A 22,064-nucleotide genomic window follows, 5' to 3' on the forward strand; every position below is an offset into this window, starting at 1 on the left:
ACCAACATGTGCAGGGATATTAACGTTGACGTTAATGTCATATTTCTAAATAGCATAACTCTTTGCATTTTCTATCATCAAAGCTATTAAAAAACTGTTTTGGTTATAAACTAGACGAAATAAATATGTACCCAATATAACTCTAATTGTTTACCAAAGGTTAATCTTTTGTTCATTTTGTGATTGCTAGACTCCACGCGGCTTTGAGGTACAAACTTACAAAAAACTGAATGAATAAAGTGGCATGCTTACCCCAGTTTTTAGCAATTTATTCGAATAAACAAACGGTTCTTCTAGAACTAAAACGTCTAAAAAGTGGTCGACTATTGCTTGAAGAGCCGGATAGGTGTGATAAGTTTTAAAAGCATTGTAAATATATTGTTATAAAAATAACGCAACAAACCTTACGTCGTGGAGAACAAAATGAGTAAACAAAGTATGCGCGAAAGCGGCTTTAAACGCAGCGCCCTGGCGATGTGTTTTGCCAGCTTAGGTATGAGCAGCGCCAGTGCTTTTGCTGTTGATTGCAGCAATTTAGCCCAATGGCAAAGTGGTGACGCTTACGTTGGCGGAAGCCAAGTCCAGGCCCAAAACAGTGCCTATGAGGCGAACTGGTGGACGCAAACGAACCCTGTGGAGAATTCTGGACAATGGCAAGACTGGACTCTTTTGGGTGTTTGTGACAGCGCTGTCAACCAGGCGCCAGAGGTCACCTCGTTGAGCCCCGCTGCAGGCAGTCAATTTGCTGAAAATGACAGCGTTATCATCGAGGCATCAGCCAGTGATAGTGATGGTCAAGTTAGCCAGGTAGAATTCTTCGTTAATAATCAATCTATCGCGATTGATGCCACCGCGCCCTTTAGCACTACGTGGCAAGCTGTAGCCGGCGACGCGACCATAAGCGCTGTGGCTACAGACGATCAGGGCGCGCTATCTACAGCTCTTGCTAATGCTGTTAGCGTAAGCGGCGGCACCCCCGTGAATGAAGCACCAAGCGCAAGCATTCAAATTGCTAATCTGCCCACGCAAGTGATGGTGGGAGATAGCTTGAACTTTACCCTCAGCGGCGCAGACAGCGATGGCCAAATCACCGCGCTGACATTCAGTGAGAATGGCACCCAAGTGCTGAGTTCAGCAAACGCCAGTGAAGCTTACACTTGGCAGGCTCCAGCAACGGGGCAATTTGAATTCGTACTCAATGTGACTGACGATCAAGGGGCCACGGGGACGGCCACTCAAGTGATCAATGTGGTAGATGTGTCTGAGCCAGGAACTGGCGTTGACGCTTGTCGCCCAGCAGGTTTATACCAAACGCCGGGAGTGAACACGCCGTATTGTACTATTTATGATCAAGACGGCCGTGAGCTAATGGGCCCAGATCACCCACGTCGTATCATTGGTTACTTTACCAGTTGGCGTAATGGCGCCAATGAGCAACCTAGTTATTTAGTTGACGATATTCCATGGGATAAAATTACCCATATTAACTATGCCTTCGCACACGTTGATGCCAACAATAAGTTGTCCATTGGTAACCCCAGTGCCCCAGGCAACCCAGCAACCAACATGGAATGGCCAGGTGAACCGGGCGCTGAAATGGACCCAAGCCTGCCGTACAAAGGTCACTTCAACCTACTTAATAAGTACAAGAAACAATACCCAGACGTGAAGACGCTGATCTCTGTTGGTGGCTGGGCTGAAACTGGCGGCTATTTTGACGAAAATGGCAATCGCGTCAATAGCGGTGGCTTCTACACCATGACCACCAATGCTGATGGCTCAATTAATCACGCAGGTATTGCCGCGTTCGCACAAAGTGCGGTTGAATTTATTCGTACCTACGATTTCGATGGTGTGGATATTGACTACGAATACCCATCGTCAATGAAGGACTCTGGTCACCCAGATGACTTTGCTATCTCCAACCCTTTGCGCGCTAGTCTCAATGCATCTTACAAAGAATTGATGAAGGTGCTACGTGAAGAGCTTGATAAAGCGGGTGAACAAGATGGTCAGCACTATATGCTCACGATTGCTTCACCGTCATCGGGCTACCTACTGCGGGGTATGGAGACCTTCCAGGTCACTAAATACCTCGATTATGTCAACATTATGTCTTACGACTTGCACGGCGCGTGGAACTCTCATGTCGGGCACAATGCGGCATTGTACGACACCGGTGAAGACTCGGAGTTGGCGCAATGGAATGTATACAGCACCAAGGAGTTCGAAGGCATTGGCTATTTGAACACCGATTGGGCGGTACGCTATTTCCGTGGCGCGCTAGCGGCAGGGCGTATCAATATTGGTATTCCTTATTACACCCGTGGTTTTAAAGACGTACAAGGTGGCACCAATGGATTGTGGGGCCAGGCGGCGCTGCCGAACCAAAGCGAGTGTCCAGCAGGCACGGGCGTTGGCGAGCAAAACAAATGCGGTAACGGTGCCATTGGCATTGATAACCTTTGGCACGATAAAGATGCCAATGGCGAAGAAATGCCAGCAGGCTCTAACCCTCTTTGGCATGCCAAGAACTTAGAAAACGGCATTTACCCAAGCTATGGCGCAACCTATGGCCTAACGCCACAAACCGATCCAGACGATCAGCTGATTGGCACCTACACGCGTCATTATGACAACGTGGCCGTTGCGCCATGGTTATGGAATGCCGATAAGAATGTGTTCTTGTCTATGGAAGACGAGGAATCAATGGCCACTAAAGTGCAATACGTTATCGACCAAGGCATTGGTGGCATTATGTTCTGGGAATTGGCGGGTGACTATGATTATGACCAGGCCAAGGGCGAGTACTTCATGGGCTCAACGCTCACTACCCTTGCTTATAATCAGTTTAATCAAAGCGGCGTGCCGTACAGCATTGACCAAGGCAATACTAATTTTGTAGTGCCAACAGAAGCGGTTGATGTGAGCTTTGAAGCCAAGGACTTCCCAGTCGGTGATGACAACTACCCGATTGCTCCAACCTTTGCTTTCACTAACAACTCAAACATTGATTTAAGTGGTGCCAAGATTTCTTTCGATGTGCCAGTGGCGACCTCTGCCATTTTCAAGTCTAACTGGAACGCACAAGAGAAATTGGGCATGGCGGTCGACGTCAATGGCTCGAATGCAGCAGGTAACAATATCGGTGGTTTTGAGAATGAGTTCCACCGTTTCTCAATCACGTTGACAAACGAATGGGGCGGACAAGAGAAAGCCTTTGCTCCAGGTGACACGGTGAATGCGCAGGTAATGTATTACATGCCTATTACCGGTCCTGCAAACTTTACTATCGAGAAAAATGGCAAAACCTATGCCTTTAAATCGCAATACCCGCACCTTCCTGATGCCCAGCCTGGAACAGGCGGCGGCGACACTGGCGGTGGCAATGGCAGCGGCGATGGTACGTGTGAAGGCACCGCGATTGCCGATATCCCCGTTTATCCTAACTGGCCACAAAGTGACTACGCCGGCAACCCTAGCCATGCTGCGGGTGGCGACTTAATGGTCAACGGTAATGCTGTCTATAAGGCGAAGTGGTGGACATCTGCTGAGCCGGGTAGCAGCGCCGATTGGGATCAGGTCTGTAGCCTGTAACTCGCCATCTTAGACTTGAGGCGGCCCCATGCCCTCCCTGCAAGGGCTGCCTCGGGTCTCTTTTGTCAACGAGGACATTGATATGAGAACACCACAAGCGAAATTATTATCACTGGCTGTGTCAGCGCTAGCCGTTGGTGCTGCGCTCAGCGCCAGCCAAGCTTATGCCCATGGTTATATGGATAGCCCGAAGGCCCGCCAAGCTATTTGTCAGGCTCAGGGCGGTTATTGGTGGCCAGAAGATGGTTCCAACATTCCTAACTTGGCGTGTCGCGCAGCCTATTTGGAATCAGGGCACTTTCAGTTTATTCAAGAACATGAATTTGCCGTTAACACCGCTGATTACTACAACCAAGCAGCGGTTGAGGCCAGCGTTCCCGATGGCACCTTGTGCGCCGCTGGAGACACCAACAAGCGCGGTATGAATTTACCTTCAGCGCATTGGCAACGCAGTGACGTGACCCCCAATGCTAATGGCGAGATTAAGGTGCGCTTTCGTGCGACCACTCCACATAACCCCAGCTTTTGGAAGTTTTACCTAAGCAAACCCGGGTTTGATGGCGCCACGCAAACACTTGCCTGGAGCGATCTAGAGCTGGTGCAAGAAGTGGGCAATATCGACTTTATCAAGGACGCTGAGGGTCATCGCTACTATGAAATGAATGTCGCTATTCCCGCTGAGCGCCAAGGTGATGCCATCTTGTACACACGCTGGCAGCGTGATGACGCAGCTGGAGAGGGGTTTTACAACTGTAGTGACATCACCATAGTGCGTGATGGCGGGCCTAGTGATCCCAGCCAGTGGCAAAGCATTGGTTACTACTTGCAACAAGGTCAAACACCGGCGGTGGGTGATTCTATTTGGGTGCGGCTATTTGACGAGAGCGGTCAAGAGCTAGTTAACCAAATGTTTGCCGTCAGCGCCGATAACCAAGCAAGCTGGCAGCAAGACCTCGCGGTTATGCTTAATCTCGACTACAGCCAATATATGCAAATTGGTTTGCAAGACCAGCAAGGTCAAGTGGTCTATCAAAGCGGCGACCCGCTGGTAAATCAGGTATACACCACCAATGCCAACTACAGCTATAGCTTAAGTGTGCAACAAGCACCAGGTAATAGTGCGCCCACTGTGGTTAAGCCTGATGACATTACCTTGGCTGAAGGACAATCCAGTGTCGTTCATGTGCATGCTTTTGACGATGAGCAAAGTACTCTGAATTATAGCTGGGATGTGCCAGCACCACTGACTATGAGCAGTGAGGGTGCCAACCTAACGATCACCGCTGCCAATGTCGATACCGATACCCCGTACACCATTACAGTCACTGTCTCAGATGGTGAACTCAGTACCAGCCAAAGCTTTGTTGTCACCGTTACCGATACCAGCACTAACCCTGACCCAAGTTACCCTGCGTGGCAGGCCAGTGCTACTTATGTAGCGGGCGACAAGGTGAGCTACAACGCCAGCGACTATGAGGCGAAGTGGTGGAATCAAGGTGAACAACCTGATCAATCCTCGGCATGGCAAACGCTGAGTAAAGATGCTGGCAGCGCACAATGGGATAGTCAGCGCGCTTATGAAAGTGGCGCGACGGTGCTCTATCAAGGGCAACAATACCAAGCTAAGTGGTGGACTCAAGGGGATATCCCGGGTCAGGCCTCCGTTTGGCAAGCACTTTAAGCAGTAAACAATGGCGATGATGGACACACGGAGGCGCCTAAATTGCCGCTAGTCGGGCAAGTACCTATGCGTCGTGCTTAGCCTTTAATAAGACAACAAGAAGAGAAAGATATGAAATTAACTCAATTAACCGCAGCGATTACGCTGGCCATGGCATCGGGTGTCGCCGTTGCCGCGCCTTCGACACCGAGCTTAAACTGGGAGCCACAAGAGTACTCCTTTGTTGAAGTAGATTTAGAAGGCACAGGTGGCTATAAATCCTTGGTACGTCGCCAAGACCAAGTCAACATCAACATCGAGTGGAATGCCTGGAGTGGTGATGGCGGTGACAACTATAAAGTGTATTTTGATGACCAAGTTGTAAACTCTGGCGCTCTGCCTGCGGGCACTAAAAGTGGCGTGATCACTTTCCCGTATGACAAGGCTGGCCGTCATACCTTGTATGTTGAATTGTGTGAAGGCACCGTGTGTGCGCGCAGTGATGGCAAGCCCATCGTCATTGCCGATACCGATGGCGCGCATCTAGCACCGTTACCGATGGATTATGATCCTAACAACAAAGACTATGGCTTAAAGCAAGGCATGGTTACAGGGGCCTACTTTGTAGAGTGGGGCATTTATGGTCGTGACTATGATGTCACTAACATGCCAGCACAAAACCTTAGCCACATTTTATACGGCTTTATTCCGATTTGTGGCCCGAATGACTCACTGACTGGCGGGCCAAAGCGTGCGCTTGATACCGCTTGTCAGGGTTCACAAGACTTTGAAGTGGTTATTCACGATCCGTGGGCGGCAGTGCAAAAAGCCCTACCGGGTGTCAGTGCAGATGACCCTATTCGTGGTACTTATGCACAGTTAATGGCGCTGAAGCAGCGTTATCCAGATCTGAAAATCGTGCCTTCAGTGGGGGGATGGACACTCTCTGATCCGTTCTACTATTTTACCGATAAAGCCAACCGCGATACCTTCGTAGCGTCGATGAAAGAGTTCCTTAAAACATGGAAGTTCTATGACGGGGTTGATATTGATTGGGAATTCCCAGGGGGCGATGGTGCTAACCCGAACCTTGGCGACCCAACCACCGATGGCGCTACTTACATTGCGTTGATGCGTGAGTTACGCGTCATGCTCGATGAGCTGGAAGCGGAAACAGGCCGCCAGTATGAGCTGACTTCAGCCATCGGTGCTGGTTACGACAAGATTGAAGATGTTGACTATGCTACCGCAGCGCAGTACATGGATTACATCTTTGCCATGACCTATGACTTCTATGGGGCTTGGAGCAATGTGACCGGACACCAAACAGCCGTTTATTGTGGCGAACACTTCCGCCCGGGTCAATGTGACGGCTCCGGCACTGATGAAAACGGCCAGCCTTATAAAGGCCCGGCTTACACCATGGATAACGCCATTCAGCTGTTGCTAGCGCAAAACGTGCCATCGCAAAAAATAGTGGCGGGTGTGGCTATGTATGGTCGTGGTTGGGAAGGCGTGTATCCTGAAAACGCGAGTACTGCAGGCAACCCGATGACCGCATCTGGTAATGGGCCGCTTAAAGGCACCACAGCACAAGGTGTATGGGAAGATGGAGTCATTGATTATAAAGGCGTAAAAGCCAATATGCTCGGTGCTAACTTCCAAGGTATTAATGGTTTTGAAGCGGGTTATGATGCGCAAGCACAAGCGGCTTATGTGTGGAACCGCAGCAGCGGTAAGCTGATCACTTTAGACACCCCGCAAACAGTCATGGCCAAAGGTCAATACGTGCAACAGCATAACCTCGGTGGTTTGTTCGCATGGGAAATTGATGCCGATAATGGCGATATTCTTAATGCTATGCATGAAGGTTTAGGTGATGTACCGCCGGCTAACCAACGCCCTGTGCTCAGTGTAGACAGCAGTGTCACAGTACAAAGTGGTGGCTCAGTGTCAGTTACTGCCTCAGCCACTGATGGTGATAATGACCCTCTCAGCTTTAGCTGGCAGGCTGATAGCGCGCTCAGTGTGAGCGGTGCAAACTCAGCGACCTTAGTGATCAATGCGCCGCAAGTAAGCCAAGACACGCAGTACAGTGCGACTGTTTCGGTTTCTGATGGCAAAGACACGGTCAGTAAAGTGGTTAGTGTTAATGTTGTAGCGGATGGCAGCGGCAGCAACACAGCACCTGTGGTTGATGCTATCGCTGATGCCAGTATGGAAGAGGGCGCAAGCCTAGCCGTTAACGTGGTTGCCAGCGATGCTGACAATGACGCTTTAACCTACAGCTGGGACGTACCAGCCGGGTTGACGCTTTCTGGTAGCGGTGCCAGTGCGACACTGAGTGCGGACCCTGTGGATGCGGATACTAGCTATACCGTCACGGTGACAGTCAGTGATGGCCAAGCCAGCAGCAGCCAGAGCTTTGTTGTTACGGTGACCGATTCAGGCGCGACCACTCCGGGTGACACCTGGGATGCACAAGCTGTGTATACCGGTGGTGATACCGTGATCTATGGCGGTGTTGAGTACCGTGCTAAATGGTGGACTCAAGGCGACCAACCTGACTTGGGTGGTCCTTGGGAGCCAGTATCAGCACCCACAGACGGTAACGGCGACCTAGTTTGGAGTGCCTCGTCTATCTACAACACCGGTGATGTTGTGTCTTATAACGGTGCACGTTTTGAAGCTAAGTGGTGGACAAAAGGTGAAGAGCCTGGCGTTGCCGCTGTGTGGAACCAGCTATAAATAAGATTCCTACTTGAGAGACCAAGGGCAACGAAAGTTGCCCTTTTTCATGTTCGCCACCATACTCAAGGATACTTAAGGTTGTTTCCACAGAGATGTGCGTGGGCAAATTTCTGCTTATTATTTTACTTTTCTCTAGCACCGCGTTTGGCCAGTGCACAAATCCTATTCGAGTTGGCGTAAACAGCGAGTGGCCACCTTATATTTCGATTGAGAATGACCATATCAGCGGCTTAGATATGACCATCATTACTTTATTGCTTGAAAGTATGGGTCGTTGTTTTGACTACGTGCGTTTGCCCAGTGCCGGGCGGTCTATGAACGAGCTGCGCGCTGGGCGAATTGACTTGCTTAGTGGGGTGAGTTTCGCCGCTTATCGCCAAGATATCGGCCAATTTAGCGCACCTTATCGGCAAGAAATCGTGCGTTTGGTTGTGAGCGAGCGAGTGCAAGCATCTGCTTTGGCCGATTTACAGGCTATGCTGCAAAGTGGCCTAACGCTGGTGTATACGCCTGGCGCTTATTATGGTGAAGAAGTGGAAACGCTGGTGCAACAAAGCCGTTATCAACAGCAAATTCAAACCGTGAGTGAGCCGGTGAAGCGTTACTTAATGCTTAAAGCGGGCCGTGCTGATGTCACCATAGAGGATGAGCAAGTCGCCAAGCATCTATTGAGCGAGTATGGCGGCGCGCAACTGATGCTGCACCCCAAGGTAGTCTCGGCACAACCCATTCATTTTCTGATTAGCCATCAGCTGAGTAACACAGGCTTTATGCGCGAGCTCAACCAAGCCATTGAAGCGCAGCAACAGGCTATCACGGTGTTATTGCAAAACCAGCTTGGTGCCGCGCACCCCTAAACTTGATGCCTCAGTGCAACTTCATCTTCGGTCGTACCACTCGCGTTATTTTTTCACTTATCCATAAGGCCATCATTTTTAATGTGCCATGCACTGCTTGTTGATGCATGCGATACAAGCTCATGTACATCCATCTCGCCAGTTTACCTTCGATAAACACATTGCTATTTAAATTACCCATGAGGTTCCCGACCGCGCTAAAGCGCGCTAAATTGACCAGTGAACCATGGTCTTTATAGTGAAATGGACGCAGCGCCTGACCTTTATATTGACGTTTAATATTAGCAAGTACATTGCTGGCCATTTGGTGCGCAGACTGTGCTCGCGGCGGCACAAAACTGCCATCTGGCTGCTCAAAGGCGCAACTATCGCCAATCACAAAAAGCGTGTCATCGCCGCGCACCTGTAAGTACTGATTAACCAAAATTTGGTTGTTTTTATTAAGCTCAAAAGTATTTAAGTCGCGTAAGAAGTCGGGCGCTTTTACACCGGCGGCCCATACCTTTATATCGCAATCCAAACGTTCATCGCCGACATCAATACCGTGTTCGTCGATGCCTTTTACCATTTGTCCAAGGTGCAACTGTACGCCAATTTTTTGCAGCTCTTTGCTGGCTTTAATTGCGATTTTATCTGGCAGAGCCGGTAAGATGCGTGGGCTTGCTTCCAATAAATGAATTTTTAAACGTTCTTTGGAGACTTTATTAAGACCATAGGCTTTGAGCAAGTTGGTAACATGGTAAAGCTCGGCGGAGAGTTCTACACCGGTTGCGCCAGCGCCGATAATCGCCACATTAAGCGCACTTTTATCGCTTTCGCCTTGCTGTAAACGGGTAAAACTGTCTAATAAGGTATGTTGAAAGTGCTCCGCGCCTTTGACCGAGTCCAAAAAGAAGCAATGCTCTTGCGCCCCAGGGGTATTAAAATCGTTACTGACACTGCCAATGGCAATTACCAGCTTGTCGTAGCTGAGAGTACGCTCGGGGAGAATAGCGTTGCCGCGCTCGTCGCGAAGCGGGGCTAAGGTAATGTGTTTACTATCGCGGTCTAGGCCGCAGAAGGTGCCAAGCTGGAATTGAAAATGGTGCTTGGCGGCATGGGCGGAGTACACCACGCCATCTAAACTGGCGTCAAGAGAGCCCGTCGCGACTTCGTGCAGCAGCGGCTTCCATATATGGGTGCGATTTCTATCAATGAGTACAATTTCAGCGCGGCCTTTTTTGCCTAGAGACTTTCCTAGACCGGTTGCCAGCTCGAGTCCGCCAGCACCACCGCCAATAACAATTATACGCTCCACAGAGTCTTGGTTCATGGTTTATTCCTCAAAAATTGCATACCCAAATGCACGCCCAGTACCGCTTAAATGCACTTGGGTATCATTAACCCAGGGGCTAACCGCTTGTTTTTGAGGATTTCCGATTCATAGCTTACGCCTATCGCGCGGCAATGTCATCCGCAGCGTAAAGATTGAATGATGATAATAAACAGGCTATTTTGTTTTCATAAATTATTCCATGGAGCCCCTATGCATCCACACATTCATGCCCTATATGAGCTCAGTGCCAAGCCGCAGCGTACGATTGTCGGCCTGATGAGTGGCACATCAATGGATGGGTTGGATGTGGCATTGTGCCGGGTCAGCGGAGCGGGTCGTGATACCCGTATTGAGGTTGAGCACTTCACCACCTGTGCCTACCCGAAAGAGTATTCGCAGCGGCTGCGTCAAGTGTTCGCCAAGCGCGATATCGATTTACAACACCTCACCTTATTAAATGCGTGGGTGGGGCGCTTGCACGGCCAGTTGGTCAAGCAATGTTTAGCACAGTGGCAGGTCAATGCGGATGAGGTCGATGCCATTGCCAGTCACGGGCAAACCGTGTACCACTGCCCTAAAGCTCAGCATGGTTTGGATGGTTACCCTAATGCCACCTTACAAATTGGCGATGGCTGCCATGTTGCCTGCACCAGCGGTATTTTGACTATCAGTGATTTTCGCCAAAAGCATATCGCCGCAGGCGGCGAAGGCGCGCCTTTGGCCGCGTATGGCGATTACCTATACTTTGCTAGCACCGATGAGCATCGGGTGTTGTTAAATTTAGGAGGCATTGCCAATATTACTTTGCTGCCCAAGGCCGGGGAGCTGAGCGACACGCTATGTGCTGATCTTGGCCCTGGCAATACCATGCTCGATGCCTATGTGCAGCGCTACTTTGCGCCACGACAATTCGATGAAAATAGCACCCTGGCGCGGCAGGGGCAGGTGCATGAGCCTCTTTTAGCGAAGCTCTCAAAGCACCCTTTTTTGCACGTCGCCATGCCCAAAACCACAGGGCCGGAAGTGTTTAACCTTGCCTATTTAGCACAGTGCCAAGCTGCACTCGGAGAAACGCACCTAGCTCATGAAGATGTGCTGGCAACCTTATGTGAGTTTGCGGCTTATCAAGTAGGAACGCAGTTAGCACGGTTGGCGAAATCCCACGGCCCACTGCATGTCTATGCCAGTGGTGGCGGTGTGCACAACCCTTTGCTAATGGCGCGCATTGCCTATTTCAGCGGTGAACAGGTGCAGCTAGATTCCCTGACACAGCTGGGCATGAACCCCGACGCCAAAGAGGCGGTGTTGTTTGCCTTACTCGCCAATGAAACCCTTGTCGGTCAGCCAGCGAAAGCAGCGGCCATAGAGGGGATGCCGCAAATCTCTATGGGTAAATTAAGCTTTCCCGACTGACGCCGTGCTGCGCCATAGGCGTTGACAATACTGGCCGAGGCGTTGGCGCAGGCCGGTGCAATTCACCATTGGTGGCGAGCTTAACTGCGCTTGCGGATGAATATGCACGGTGTATTGCGCGCTTTCTTTTACGGTGTTGTGCAGGCCATGCAGCGTAAGTTGCAACTGTGCATGTTCATACTCACACTCACCCTGCATCGTGCTATGCGCGCAGAGGGTTAATGCCACCATACCGCTGTCGATATCTTTGTAATGCAATGACTGATGCGCCAAAAGTTGGGCATCACGTTGCTGTGCAAAGGTGATACTGGCCTGCAGCGCATCGCCTTGCTGCGCACTGCTGGGCAATCGACACAGCAATTGCACAGGCACACCCACACCGCCCAGAGTGGTTGGCCGGGCAGCCAAAGTTTCGAAATCTGATAATAACCCTTCGCATCGCAATGCGAACACAGCGAGAGGGGAGCGATACTGCGCCATATCCTGCTTAATATTGATAATTTGCGCACAATTATGCCGCAGTTAAATGACAGTTTTATGACTTAGTGGAAAGTGATGGCGATTTTTTCTACACCGCTTGATAAGAGCAGGCTCTTTGTTTTTATTGCTCTTTGCGATATGTTTATCGCGTATTAACATGCAAAGGGAAGACAGCTAAGTGAGCTGTCACTCAATGGAATGACCCCTTCTCAGCCAGCAATATGTGCTAGGTCAATGACTTACGCTCGATCCATTGTTATTTCCGCAAAAATATAATTAAAAAACAAGGAAGATTATGAGTTGGTACCCAGACGATAAAGAATGGCTTACAAAGCGTAAAGCACAGTGGAAAGAAGTGAAAAAGTCACTAAAGGAAATGGGTTTTTATTCGCCGCAAGATATTAAGTTAATAAAAGAGTATTTCCTTTACGGGCCAGATAAAGAACCCCTGAGAACGGTGGATAACGATGGGGATATTCAACGAAAAATATCCTATATGGGTATGGTTGCTATATGGCTATACCCATCATTCGATAAAGAATCTATTATTAGAGAATTGCATAATTTTAGGTCAACCGTCCAATATCAAGATGGTTCCATTATGCAATATGACACTGGGGCTAACCGTGTATTAGAACTTTGCGATAATGATTTTGAAGCTCATAAAAGCGCCATGGATGGTAATGAAACCAGTTTTTTTCAAGGTAAAGAGCAATTATTAGCCGAGCTATTATTACCTCATTCGGTAGAAGAGGAATCTTGGTATAAGTCTTGTGTAAAACATGAAGATTTGGAGAGGCTTAGTGAGGAATGCAGTGAAGAATTTGCTCTAGCTATTAATAGGCTGACGTTATTTTTCGATAAATATATGGCTGCTCCAAACCCGAACTATATTTATAGGTATCGCCTTTCTTATTGTATTAGTGCGCTAAAATATATAAAGCATTCAGAATTTAAGTCAAAACTGATGAAGAGGAATTTAGTGAGCCTGTTTACTTATCTTGATAAGTTCACTGATTGTCCGGACAAATATCCGAAATGTGTTGTGGAAACAGCGCAAGAGTTTACTCGTTTATTCAATGAAGCAGACTTGCCTGATTCAGTGCATGCTTTACTTGCCCCCTATATTAAAGCCGCCAAGGAGGGGGCTGACTAATGGAAAATGTCGTAGTGGTTGTTGCAAGCTTCGCTAATGAAGCGGACTTAGCACGGTTTTGTTTTTATATCGACTTTGAAACACGCCCTGATTTTGAGGACGAGGTGCCAGAACACGAGCAGACATTATTTGCATTGTGTGAAGAGTTATCAATGCCGTACGAGAAAATATCTCAAGGCCTGCAAATTCAGTATGATTTTTTAAACATGCCTGAGCCTAATGAGCAGCTAGTAGCCATGGGCGCTCTTGCCACAGCGCTGAATGCTAAAGCGTTTGCGTGCACCTGGCGAGATGAATATGACGTCGGTGCCGGGGTATTAAAGGCAGGAGCATACGAGCCTGTAGCCGGTGAGCCAACCGATAATCAAGATAAAAACATTGCTAAGCGCTTAAAAAAACAAAGCCTGGATGAGGTGGTTGCTTACCTAATAGAGCAGCAGCTAAAAAACACCTAACCCCAAGCACATCATCATAAACGCAGTGGGTGTCAACTGACAGCGTTTTTTGCTGTGTGAACCATAAAAAAAAGCCGAACGAGTCGGCTTTTGCACATTCACGAAGTGTCCATTCAATGAACGAGGTACCTGCAACCGTGTGACGGTTGCTGTTAACTATCGGCCGTCTTCAAATGACGCCGTAGCTGAAACTTTGCTCCACGAGCCGTTACTGTAAAGAATGGTTGCTTCGGCTGTATATGGGCGGAAAGCACGAATTTCAAAAGAGCACGACGTGCCCGAGGTGCCGCACGATGAGGCCGCATTAGACCAAATAACACTGTCGATTTGTGAACCGTTCCCTACCACGCGAAAAACTGCGGTGCTTGTTGTCGCACCATAAACCAGTGCGAAACAACGGTTAGGTGTAAATTGATCGTATGCCTGAGTGTCGACATAACATTCCATGCTGTCGGCGCTTGCTTGTGCGCTAAATAGTCCACCAATCAGTAGAGCGGCTGATGCAATAAGTGTTTTCATTGTTCTCTCCATTTGAATCATTCCACGGGCTCTACAACTGCTTATACTCCTGTAAGCCATCGATATTGCCTTTTTTGATTAAGGCAGTGGAATTACCCTATAAGAGAACAAACAAAAAATAAACACCAAATTAACATTTGTTTCTAAATTAAGTAAAAAGTAGGAGGCCCTGATGTTCCAAGGGCCGAGTGATTAGCCTATTTTGAAATCAAGCTGGACCGAGGTTTTTGCTTTAACAGCTTGATTATTTTCAAACTTTGGTGCGTATCGCCATTGTTTTACGGCATTAACAGCCGCTCTTTCAAATGCCGCACTGCCATCGGAGTCCAATACACTGACATCTTCAACGAAGCCGCTCTCGTTCACGGTGAACTCCATTTGTACCCAGCCTTCGCGGCGTTGGCGCACGGCGATAGCGGGGTAGCGCGGAGGAGTGCGATACAATGGGGTTTGCTCTTGATTCTTCGTCCACGGACGCATTTTTGCGATGGCAACACAATGCTTAGTGGCTTGCTCGGATTCACCTCCTTGCTCATACAGCGCGACGAGCTGCGAGTGAGCTTGTAGCTCAGCAGGGTGGTCAAAACTAAAGTTATCATCAAAAATATTGACCACTTTGTTAAAACGTTCAATGGCCGTATGTCGACGCCCTCGGGCTTTGTCTACCGCACCTAACAGCATGGTGACATTAATCATTTCGACCGTGTCATCGGCGATATGCGCTTGATAGTATGCTTCGGCTTCATTGAGGTAGACTACCGCCGCACGGCCTTTATCAAAGTCCAAGCGGCGAAAGTAAATTTCGGCACCGTCTACTTTTAAATCGGCGACCAATTTAGCTTTTTGTTGCTGCTTTGCAATATCTATCGCACGTTCGATGGCCTTCTCAACGGTGTGTGCCTTATCCGCGCTTTTGGCGATGCCCATTAACGGGTCGATAAGGCTTAGCGGGTCTGAGTTAGGCTGCTGCTCTAATATCGTCAACGCCTGTTTATAAAGGGTCGCGCGTTGCTGCGCATTAGTGTGTGAAGGGGCCATCGCGTTGGCGTAGTTAATGGCTAACTTAGCAACAGCTGGCGATGTTTCACCAAAGGTGTTCAGGCCAACCTCATAGGCGGTTTGTGCATGTTGCTGCACATTCTCGCCAGTGTGCAGTGCTTGCTCAAAGGCGTCATAGGCGGCATCGAAATCAGGTGTGGGTGCGGCGGCACTCATCCAAGGTGAGCCTAGTAAAGCCAATAGGCCGATATTGAGAGATTTTTTTAACATCTTACACTCCTTTGTTTTGAGGCTATTTTATCTGACCCTATTTTTAGTGCAACAAAAGATAGGCTCAGCATTGCTTAAGCGCGCTTTTGAAAAATCTTCACTGAGTGTGTGTAGTGCTTGCTGGTACAGAGCCATTTATTTTTACTGCTTCAGCTTAATTTGTTGATTTTTAAAGGCTTAAATAGTTGGTGCTGTTTTTGCTCCCATAAGCTCGACGATTAAATTTAAAGGAGAAGGTTATGGCAAAGACGGTAACAACCGTAAATCCAAGTAATGGTAACCCATTAGCTGAGTACACCTTATTATCACAGTTTCAAGCAGAGCAGGCAGTCGATGCTGCCCATGACGCGTTTGGCCAATGGCGCAAAACGTCTTTTTCAGAGCGCGCTGAGAAACTGAACAAACTCGCCGACCTGATCGAACAAAATGAGAGCGCGTTGGTGACCTTAATGACCGAGGAAATGGGTAAAGTCACCGACCAAGGTAAACAAGAAGTGGCGTTGTGCGCGCAAATTTGCCGCTACACCGCCAAGCATGGTGCCAAAGAATTAGAAGATGAACACCGTTTCTTTGAAGATGGGCACGCCTTGGTGACTTATCAGCCCATAGGTGTGATTTTAGGGATCCAGCCCTGGAACTTCCCACTGTATCAAGTGATCCGTTATAGCGTCTCGAATATTATGGCGGGCAATACTACGGTGTTGAAGCATGCCAGCAATGTGTTTGGTATGTCGAAGAAAATTGAAGCGCTGTTTCTTGAAGCAGGGTTCCCTGAGGGCTGTTATCAATCACTGCTTATCGATGGCGCTACCGCCAGTAAACTTATTGCGCACGATAAAGTACGCGGTGTAACCTTTACGGGCAGTGATGAAACCGGTAAGAAAGTGGCGGAGCAGGCCGCGTCGGTATCGAAAAAGTCAGTACTAGAGCTTGGCAGTAACGACGCATTTGTGGTGCTCAGCGATGCTGATATTGCGCATGCGGTGTCGTGTTGTATTCAAGGCCGTGTGGTCAACAACGGTGAAACTTGTGTTGCCGCCAAACGTTTCATTATCGCTGACGCGGTGTACGATGAATTTCGCGATGCTTTTGTTAAAGCGGCCAAAGAGCTGAGAATGGGCGACCCAAAAGAGTCCAGCACCGATCTTGGGCCGATGGCGCGAGATGACTTGCGCGACCAATTGCACCAGCAAGTGCAGCAATCCATTGAAGCCGGTGCAAAGTGTATTCTCGGTGGTGATGTGCCACAAGGTGAGGGGTTCTTCTACCCGATCACCGTATTGGAAGACGTTAAATCGGGCATGCCCGCCTACGATGATGAGTTATTTGGCCCGGTGGCGTCGTTCATTCGTGCCAACGACGATGAACATGCCATGCAACTGGCCAACGACTCGCGTTATGGCTTAGGTGGTGGTATTTTCAGTGAGGACACAGAAAAAGCCGTGGCATTGGCAAAAACCGAGTTCGATACCGGTATGGTCAACATTAACGGCTATTCGTTAGCACAGCCTAACCTGCCTTTTGGCGGCGTTAAAGACAGCGGTTATGGTCGCGAGCACGGCGGCTTTGGCATGCGTGAATTCGTTAATGTTAAATCGATTATGATAGCGCAGCCCAACTAAGTGTTTGTTGCCCAGTTCAAACACCCGATAAATGGGTGTCGACTCGCTGTTTAAGTACAGGGTGGGTGAGGTGGTCGCTGAGCTGCTTCGCCTGCTGCTGGTTTTGTAAGCAACACAGTTTACTGGCTATGTCCGCTTGCTCACACAATTGCGCTAAAGGCGAGAGTTGAGCCCGACTGTGCTCCAACCTAATGCGGTGCAACCTACTGTGGTGCAACCCTTTTACAATCAGTTGCGGCAACTGCCAATAATTTGCCAAGGTTAAGGTTAAATCGTGACTGTATTCTCTAATTAGGCGTTTAAAGGCTGCGCTGCTAGGAGTGACGTCGGGGTCAACAACATTAAAGGCCTCTATCATAAGCTCAAAAATAATCATGGTGCCGAGGTTGTAAAGCAGTGCGGTAAAATATGCGGCGCCAGGGTCGGTTTCGCTATCGGCAGCTGCTAACTTGGCAAAGTCAGCCGTTTGCAACGCGTGCTGCCATATTTTTTCGCCAAACTGGCGGTAATAAATACTCGGGCGCGGCGTAAAGCGCTTAATATAAGATTGCACCACGCCCTCAAGCAGGCCATTGGCCCCCATACTCATAAAAGCGGCTTTAAGCTCGGTGATTTCTTGTTCGCGGCGGCGGTAACGAGGGCTGTTCGCTAGCTTGATAAGATCCGCTGCCATCGCAGGCTCCCGCTCTACCACAGCGAGTAATCGCTGCACGTCGAAATCAGGGTTATCCAGCTCTTTAAGCACCTGACTGATGGAGGCCGGCATAACGGGTAGATGTGACAGCAGCTGCTCAGGTTCATGCATTAACAGGCTCAGTTGATGGTAAATGAAGTGACTGAGGCTGTCGCTCTGCTGCATTGGCCGAGCATCACAACCAAATAAGTAATCGAGATAGGCGCCCTCTAAGTCGTTTTCGTAAGGCATTGCTTGGTCGTCGACAGGGGCTTTATCGGCGAACGGTAAGGGCTCATTTTCCGGTGTTTTATCAAAAAACGCATAATTAGCGTCAACCTCAGCGGGCACAAACGATGGCAACAAAGCTCTTAGAAGCTTACGAAACATGAATACCTCTTTGTGAAAATCTACTTAAAAACGACCGCTTTATCTGAGCGAGTGTAGGTGCGGATTTGCGGTGATGTCCATTGCTCGTTTTGTAAGTATTGTGTACTGACTACTATTTTGCCATCCACGAATTGGCTCGTGGACTTTACTTGGGTGATCCCTTGAGCACTGCCGGTTACTTCCTCATAAGCGGTGAAGCTGCCGTCATCGCCCACTTCAAGCCAGCCTTGAGTGTAAAAAGAGGCGGTAGTGAAATAATAAAACACCAGTTTTTGCCTACTTTGGTCCCAAAAAATCAGTGATTCACCACCATAATCGCCGTCATTGATGCTGTGTAAAGTGCGAATAGCAGTGCCATTGAGGGCACGCTGCCATTGGCTTACATCTGTGACCTGCTCTTGAGTGGGAGCGGGTTGAAACTGTGCCTGCCAAGTGCCTAAGTAGGGTTCGAAAACACTCAATTGAGGTGACAATGAGCTCTTTGCAAGCGCGAGAGTCGGTAATAGCAGCACGAGCGCTGCTAACAAAGGTTTCATAGTAATTCCTTAATGGTGGAGTATGGCTTTAGGTAAGCTTGAGACACAGCCTCGATAAGCTCAAGAAAAAAGAACAAAGAGATCATTTTTGCTAATTATTAACCTTGGGTTAATAGTTGGTTCTTTTTGTTTGTTGCTTTTGATTCTTTAATATCTCATATTTACAAGCGTTTACAAAGTTTTGGTGGTTTAAATGTAAAATAATTGAAAACAGATTGGTGTTGTTTTATTTTGCTGTTTCCCATAAAAGAAACAACTAGGATATCCCATGTTTAAACCCACCCTTATCGCCAGCGCGCTGCTTAGCAGTACCGCTGTATTTGCTCAAGGTCCACTGTTTGAAGTGTCATCGCAGCAAATGGCTAACAGCGTTAACGCTGCACAAGCAAATATGTCACAGCTCAGTGGCGCGCAGTTCCAATTAACCAGCAATACTGCCTCCTTGTCTTTGCCTGTTGATGGTGCGCAGGTACACTTTACCCGCAAAAACGCTAGCCTTAGCGCCAGCGGTAACCTTATTTGGCAAGGTGAAAATGACAATGGTGACTCGGTCACATTAGTGCAAACTGCAAAAGGCATCTCTGGTACGGTTAAAACCAACGGTGACGTGCTAAAGCTTAAGCCTGTTGGCGCTCATGGTCATCAGCTGCGTACACTCAAGCCTGAGCAAATGCCACCAGAGCACCAACCAGGACACGTTATGCCTGAAGGCCCACTTGCAAAGCAGGTTAGCGTCAATAATAACCCTAGTATTTTCGCGCAACCGCAGGCCGTTGCCGATACGCAAATCGACCTACTGGTGGTTTACACTGCCAAGGCTGCTCAGCTCTCTGGCGACATTGATGCCTTGATAGACCTTGCTATCAATGAAACCAATCAGGGTTATCAAAATTCAGGTGTGAATGCCACCGTCAGTCTTGCCCATAAAGCACAGGTCAACTACACCGAAGCGAGTAGCTCAGGCACCGATTTAAACCGTTTGGCCGGGACCAACGATGGCTACATGGATGAGGTGCACGGTTTGCGTGACCAGTATGGTGCCGATGTGGTGGTATTAGTGAACGATGTAAATGGCTATTGTGGTCAAGCTGATGCCATTGGTGCCAGCGCCAGCAGTGCTTTTGCCATGGTTGATTATGATTGTGCTACCGGCTATTACTCTTTCGGTCATGAAATTGGCCACCTCCAAGCGGCGCGTCACAACCCTGAAAACGATCCCACTAATTCGCCTTATGCCTACGGTCACGGCTACCAAGACCCAAGCTCGCAATGGCGTACGGTGATGGCGTATAACTGTAACAGTGGTTGTACTCGTATCAATTATTGGTCAAATCCAAACAAGAGCTACAACGGCACGGCGATGGGCACAACCACGCGCAGCGACAACACGCGTGTTTTGAATATTACCAGTCCAACGATTGCTAATTTCCGCAGTGGCGGCACACCACCACCGCCTCCAAATGAGCTTGAAAATGGTCAGCCTATTAGCATCAGCGGTGCTAATGGCAGTGAAACGCTATACACCTTTGAAGTACCAGCCGGTGCCAGCAATATCAGCATTACCAGCTCAGGTGGCTCAGGTGACTTAGACTTGTATGTAAAATACGGCGCAACGGCATCGCAGAATAACTATGATTGCCGCCCTTATGAAAACGGGAATAACGAGAGCTGTACAGATACGCGCGCAGGCACTTACTCAATTATGGTGCATGGTTACAACGCCTATAGTGGCGCAACCTTAGTGGCAAGCTATGAGCAAAGTGGCAGCGATTTACCGATTGAGATCACTGAGTCAAACCTCTCAGGCAGCCAAGGTCAGTGGCAATATTTTACTGTTGATGTGCCTGCGGGCGCGAGCACGGTTGATGTAAGTACCTCCGGTGGCAGCGGTGATGTCGATTTGTATGTTCGTCAAGGCGCGCAGCCAACGACCTCTAGCTATGATTGTCGCCCGTTTCGTTCAGGCAATAACGAGTCGTGTTCAGAGGCCGCAGCAGCTGGCACTTGGCATGTAGGTCTTCGTGCTTACAGCAATTACTCCGGTGTAACCTTGAATATTTCTGTGCAATAACAGGCTAACAAAACCAGCCTAGGGTTGCTGATAGCGGCGTTCAATTTCTTTTTTGACGCTCTCAGGAATAGATGACAAAAGGTGTTGCAAGCGCAACGCCTTTTTTTCGTTATTAGGATGGTAGCCGATGTATTGAGGCTCAATATGCAGGTTGTGTAAAAGCGCAACGGGCAAATCGAAATCGTGAATAATTTTCGCAGCCCAGGTTCTATCCACCACAATGGCATCGACGCGACTATCGCTCAGGGTTGCGAAAAATGATTTAGCTTGCGCATCTGTTGACTCGTAGTAGGAGCGAGTAACAATATCAGCATTGAGTGCTTTTAGTGCACTATAGACTTCATCAGGGTATGGGTACTCCTCAGCAATGAGAATAATGGGGGAGCGCTGCACAGCCCGCTGGTAAAAGCTCTCTTGGCGATTGATGGCCACCGCTAACGTCAGCTCCCAGTTAACGAACGATTGGTCGAGCATTGCCAAGCCATCGGTTTCATCCACATGCAAGGTGAAATCAAGCTTACCTTGGCTAACGGCTTCAACACAGCGTTTGTAGGGCAGCTCAGTAAAGATGACGTCAGTGCCTGAGTGTGACAGTGCATAGCGAATTAAATCCACTTCAATGCCTTTTGCTTGCATCGATTCGTCGACATAGCTGTAGGGCCACCACCTTTCAAAGCAAATTCGCAGTGGTGCCGGTGAGCCCCAGCTTGATGATGACCACAACTGCATCATGAGCAGTACAATGGCGCTTACAGCATATAATGTGTGCATAGCTTTAAGCTTAATCCACCGCCGCCAAGGTGCAAAAAATAAGGGGTACATTTTCTTACAGTTTGCGTTAATGTTTACCGTTAAAGTGATAGAACGAGCACACGAAGGCATGAAAGGGTACGTAGCATGCTTAAATTATTTATCGCACTGACCGCACTGAGTATTTTAAATGGTTGTACGGTGGTGGGCATTTTAGTCGATGGCTATGCGCAGCCAAATATGCAGCAGCGCGCAGAAAAGCACTATACCGCCAGCACCCAAGGCGACCCGGGTAAATCCAGTTACACGCCAACAGATAATGACGGCTTTAGCTTCGCTAAACTTGGCTTGGCGATTGACTCGGCGGTCCTCGGTGCATTGCAAAAACCAACGCCGAGTAAAAGCAATAAAGAGTGTAAGAAACTGTCTGACACTATTACTGAGTGTGATTTAGTTGCGCCCATGCAATCCAGTGCGCCTAGCGAACCGCAAAGCGAGTTAGAGGCCATCGAGCGCCGCCATCATGAATAAGAGGTAGGTGATGGTGAGC

Annotated in this window: 17 protein-coding genes; 10 read left to right on the forward strand and 7 right to left on the reverse strand. The window is 48.8% G+C overall.

What is annotated here, in order from left to right:
• Positions 1 to 423: 423 nt before the first annotated feature.
• The 4 genes from PRUTH_RS16565 to PRUTH_RS16580 all read left to right on the forward strand — a co-directional run bounded on the left by PRUTH_RS16565 (position 424) and on the right by PRUTH_RS16580 (position 8,865).
• Positions 424 to 3,597: a glycosyl hydrolase family 18 protein gene (locus tag PRUTH_RS16565; RefSeq protein WP_151173933.1), complete on the forward strand. Its 3,174-nt coding sequence runs from the start codon at positions 424 to 426 to the stop codon at positions 3,595 to 3,597.
• Between the two features lie 28 nt (positions 3,598 to 3,625).
• Positions 3,626 to 5,278: a lytic polysaccharide monooxygenase gene (locus tag PRUTH_RS16570; protein ID WP_503473420.1), complete on the forward strand. Its 1,653-nt coding sequence runs from the start codon at positions 3,626 to 3,628 to the stop codon at positions 5,276 to 5,278.
• 111 nt (positions 5,279 to 5,389) lie between these two features.
• On the forward strand, positions 5,390 to 8,005 hold the full coding sequence (locus PRUTH_RS16575) for a glycosyl hydrolase family 18 protein (RefSeq protein ID WP_053909608.1): 2,616 nt from the start codon (positions 5,390 to 5,392) through the stop codon (positions 8,003 to 8,005).
• 101 nt (positions 8,006 to 8,106) lie between these two features.
• On the forward strand, positions 8,107 to 8,865 hold the full coding sequence (locus PRUTH_RS16580; RefSeq protein WP_170268999.1) for a substrate-binding periplasmic protein: 759 nt from the start codon (positions 8,107 to 8,109) through the stop codon (positions 8,863 to 8,865).
• A gap of 10 nt (positions 8,866 to 8,875) precedes the next feature.
• On the opposite strand, the gene PRUTH_RS16585 is transcribed toward PRUTH_RS16580, so the two are convergent.
• Positions 8,876 to 10,177 carry an NAD(P)/FAD-dependent oxidoreductase gene (locus PRUTH_RS16585; protein WP_045980615.1) on the reverse strand — a complete coding sequence of 434 codons (1,302 nt, stop codon included), beginning with the start codon at positions 10,175 to 10,177 and terminating at the stop codon, positions 8,876 to 8,878.
• 213 nt (positions 10,178 to 10,390) lie between these two features.
• Between PRUTH_RS16585 and PRUTH_RS16590 the strand changes: the two genes are divergently transcribed.
• Positions 10,391 to 11,593, forward strand: coding sequence for an anhydro-N-acetylmuramic acid kinase (locus PRUTH_RS16590; protein WP_151173935.1), 1,203 nt, complete (start codon positions 10,391 to 10,393; stop codon positions 11,591 to 11,593).
• On the opposite strand, the gene PRUTH_RS16595 is transcribed toward PRUTH_RS16590, so the two are convergent.
• Positions 11,576 to 12,073: a hypothetical protein gene (locus tag PRUTH_RS16595; protein WP_151173936.1), complete on the reverse strand. Its 498-nt coding sequence runs from the start codon at positions 12,071 to 12,073 to the stop codon at positions 11,576 to 11,578. The genes PRUTH_RS16590 and PRUTH_RS16595 overlap by 18 nt on opposite strands.
• A 295-nt stretch (positions 12,074 to 12,368) precedes the next feature.
• On the opposite strand from PRUTH_RS16595, the gene PRUTH_RS16600 reads away from it, so the two are divergent.
• Both PRUTH_RS16600 and PRUTH_RS16605 read left to right on the forward strand, forming a co-directional pair.
• Positions 12,369 to 13,229: a hypothetical protein gene (locus PRUTH_RS16600; protein ID WP_151173937.1), complete on the forward strand. Its 861-nt coding sequence runs from the start codon at positions 12,369 to 12,371 to the stop codon at positions 13,227 to 13,229.
• Positions 13,229 to 13,684: a hypothetical protein gene (locus tag PRUTH_RS16605; RefSeq protein ID WP_151173938.1), complete on the forward strand. Its 456-nt coding sequence runs from the start codon at positions 13,229 to 13,231 to the stop codon at positions 13,682 to 13,684. Before PRUTH_RS16600 ends, PRUTH_RS16605 begins: the two co-directional genes overlap by 1 nt.
• Positions 13,685 to 13,840: 156 nt before the next feature.
• On the opposite strand, the gene PRUTH_RS16610 is transcribed toward PRUTH_RS16605, so the two are convergent.
• Both PRUTH_RS16610 and PRUTH_RS16615 read right to left on the reverse strand, forming a co-directional pair.
• Positions 13,841 to 14,203, reverse strand: a complete 363-nt coding sequence (locus PRUTH_RS16610; protein WP_151173939.1) for a hypothetical protein — start codon at positions 14,201 to 14,203, stop codon at positions 13,841 to 13,843.
• A 192-nt stretch (positions 14,204 to 14,395) separates the two neighbouring features.
• Entirely contained in the window at positions 14,396 to 15,472 is a 1,077-nt protein-coding gene (locus PRUTH_RS16615) for a TonB family protein (RefSeq protein WP_151173940.1), read from the reverse strand.
• A gap of 239 nt (positions 15,473 to 15,711) precedes the next feature.
• Here PRUTH_RS16615 and PRUTH_RS16620 point away from each other — a divergent pair, with 239 nt between their 5' ends.
• Positions 15,712 to 17,094 carry an NAD-dependent succinate-semialdehyde dehydrogenase gene (locus tag PRUTH_RS16620; protein WP_151173941.1) on the forward strand — a complete coding sequence of 461 codons (1,383 nt, stop codon included), beginning with the start codon at positions 15,712 to 15,714 and terminating at the stop codon, positions 17,092 to 17,094.
• A gap of 16 nt (positions 17,095 to 17,110) precedes the next feature.
• On the opposite strand, the gene PRUTH_RS16625 is transcribed toward PRUTH_RS16620, so the two are convergent.
• On the reverse strand, positions 17,111 to 18,157 hold the full coding sequence (locus tag PRUTH_RS16625) for an HDOD domain-containing protein (protein WP_151173942.1): 1,047 nt from the start codon (positions 18,155 to 18,157) through the stop codon (positions 17,111 to 17,113).
• A 20-nt stretch (positions 18,158 to 18,177) separates the two neighbouring features.
• Complete coding sequence (locus tag PRUTH_RS16630) at positions 18,178 to 18,693, reverse strand: hypothetical protein (RefSeq protein WP_151173943.1); 516 nt, start codon at positions 18,691 to 18,693, stop codon at positions 18,178 to 18,180.
• A gap of 268 nt (positions 18,694 to 18,961) precedes the next feature.
• Here PRUTH_RS16630 and PRUTH_RS16635 point away from each other — a divergent pair, with 268 nt between their 5' ends.
• Entirely contained in the window at positions 18,962 to 20,764 is a 1,803-nt protein-coding gene (locus PRUTH_RS16635) for a pre-peptidase C-terminal domain-containing protein (protein WP_151173944.1), read from the forward strand.
• Positions 20,765 to 20,782: 18 nt separating this feature from the next.
• Here PRUTH_RS16635 and PRUTH_RS16640 read toward each other — a convergent pair whose 3' ends face one another.
• Positions 20,783 to 21,535: a substrate-binding periplasmic protein gene (locus tag PRUTH_RS16640; protein WP_151173945.1), complete on the reverse strand. Its 753-nt coding sequence runs from the start codon at positions 21,533 to 21,535 to the stop codon at positions 20,783 to 20,785.
• A gap of 126 nt (positions 21,536 to 21,661) precedes the next feature.
• On the opposite strand from PRUTH_RS16640, the gene PRUTH_RS16645 reads away from it, so the two are divergent.
• Positions 21,662 to 22,045: a hypothetical protein gene (locus PRUTH_RS16645; protein WP_022945037.1), complete on the forward strand. Its 384-nt coding sequence runs from the start codon at positions 21,662 to 21,664 to the stop codon at positions 22,043 to 22,045.
• The last annotated feature ends 19 nt before the right edge of the window (positions 22,046 to 22,064 follow it).

It is taken from the genome of Pseudoalteromonas ruthenica (assembly GCF_008808095.1).
GTDB lineage: Bacteria > Pseudomonadota > Gammaproteobacteria > Enterobacterales > Alteromonadaceae > Pseudoalteromonas > Pseudoalteromonas ruthenica.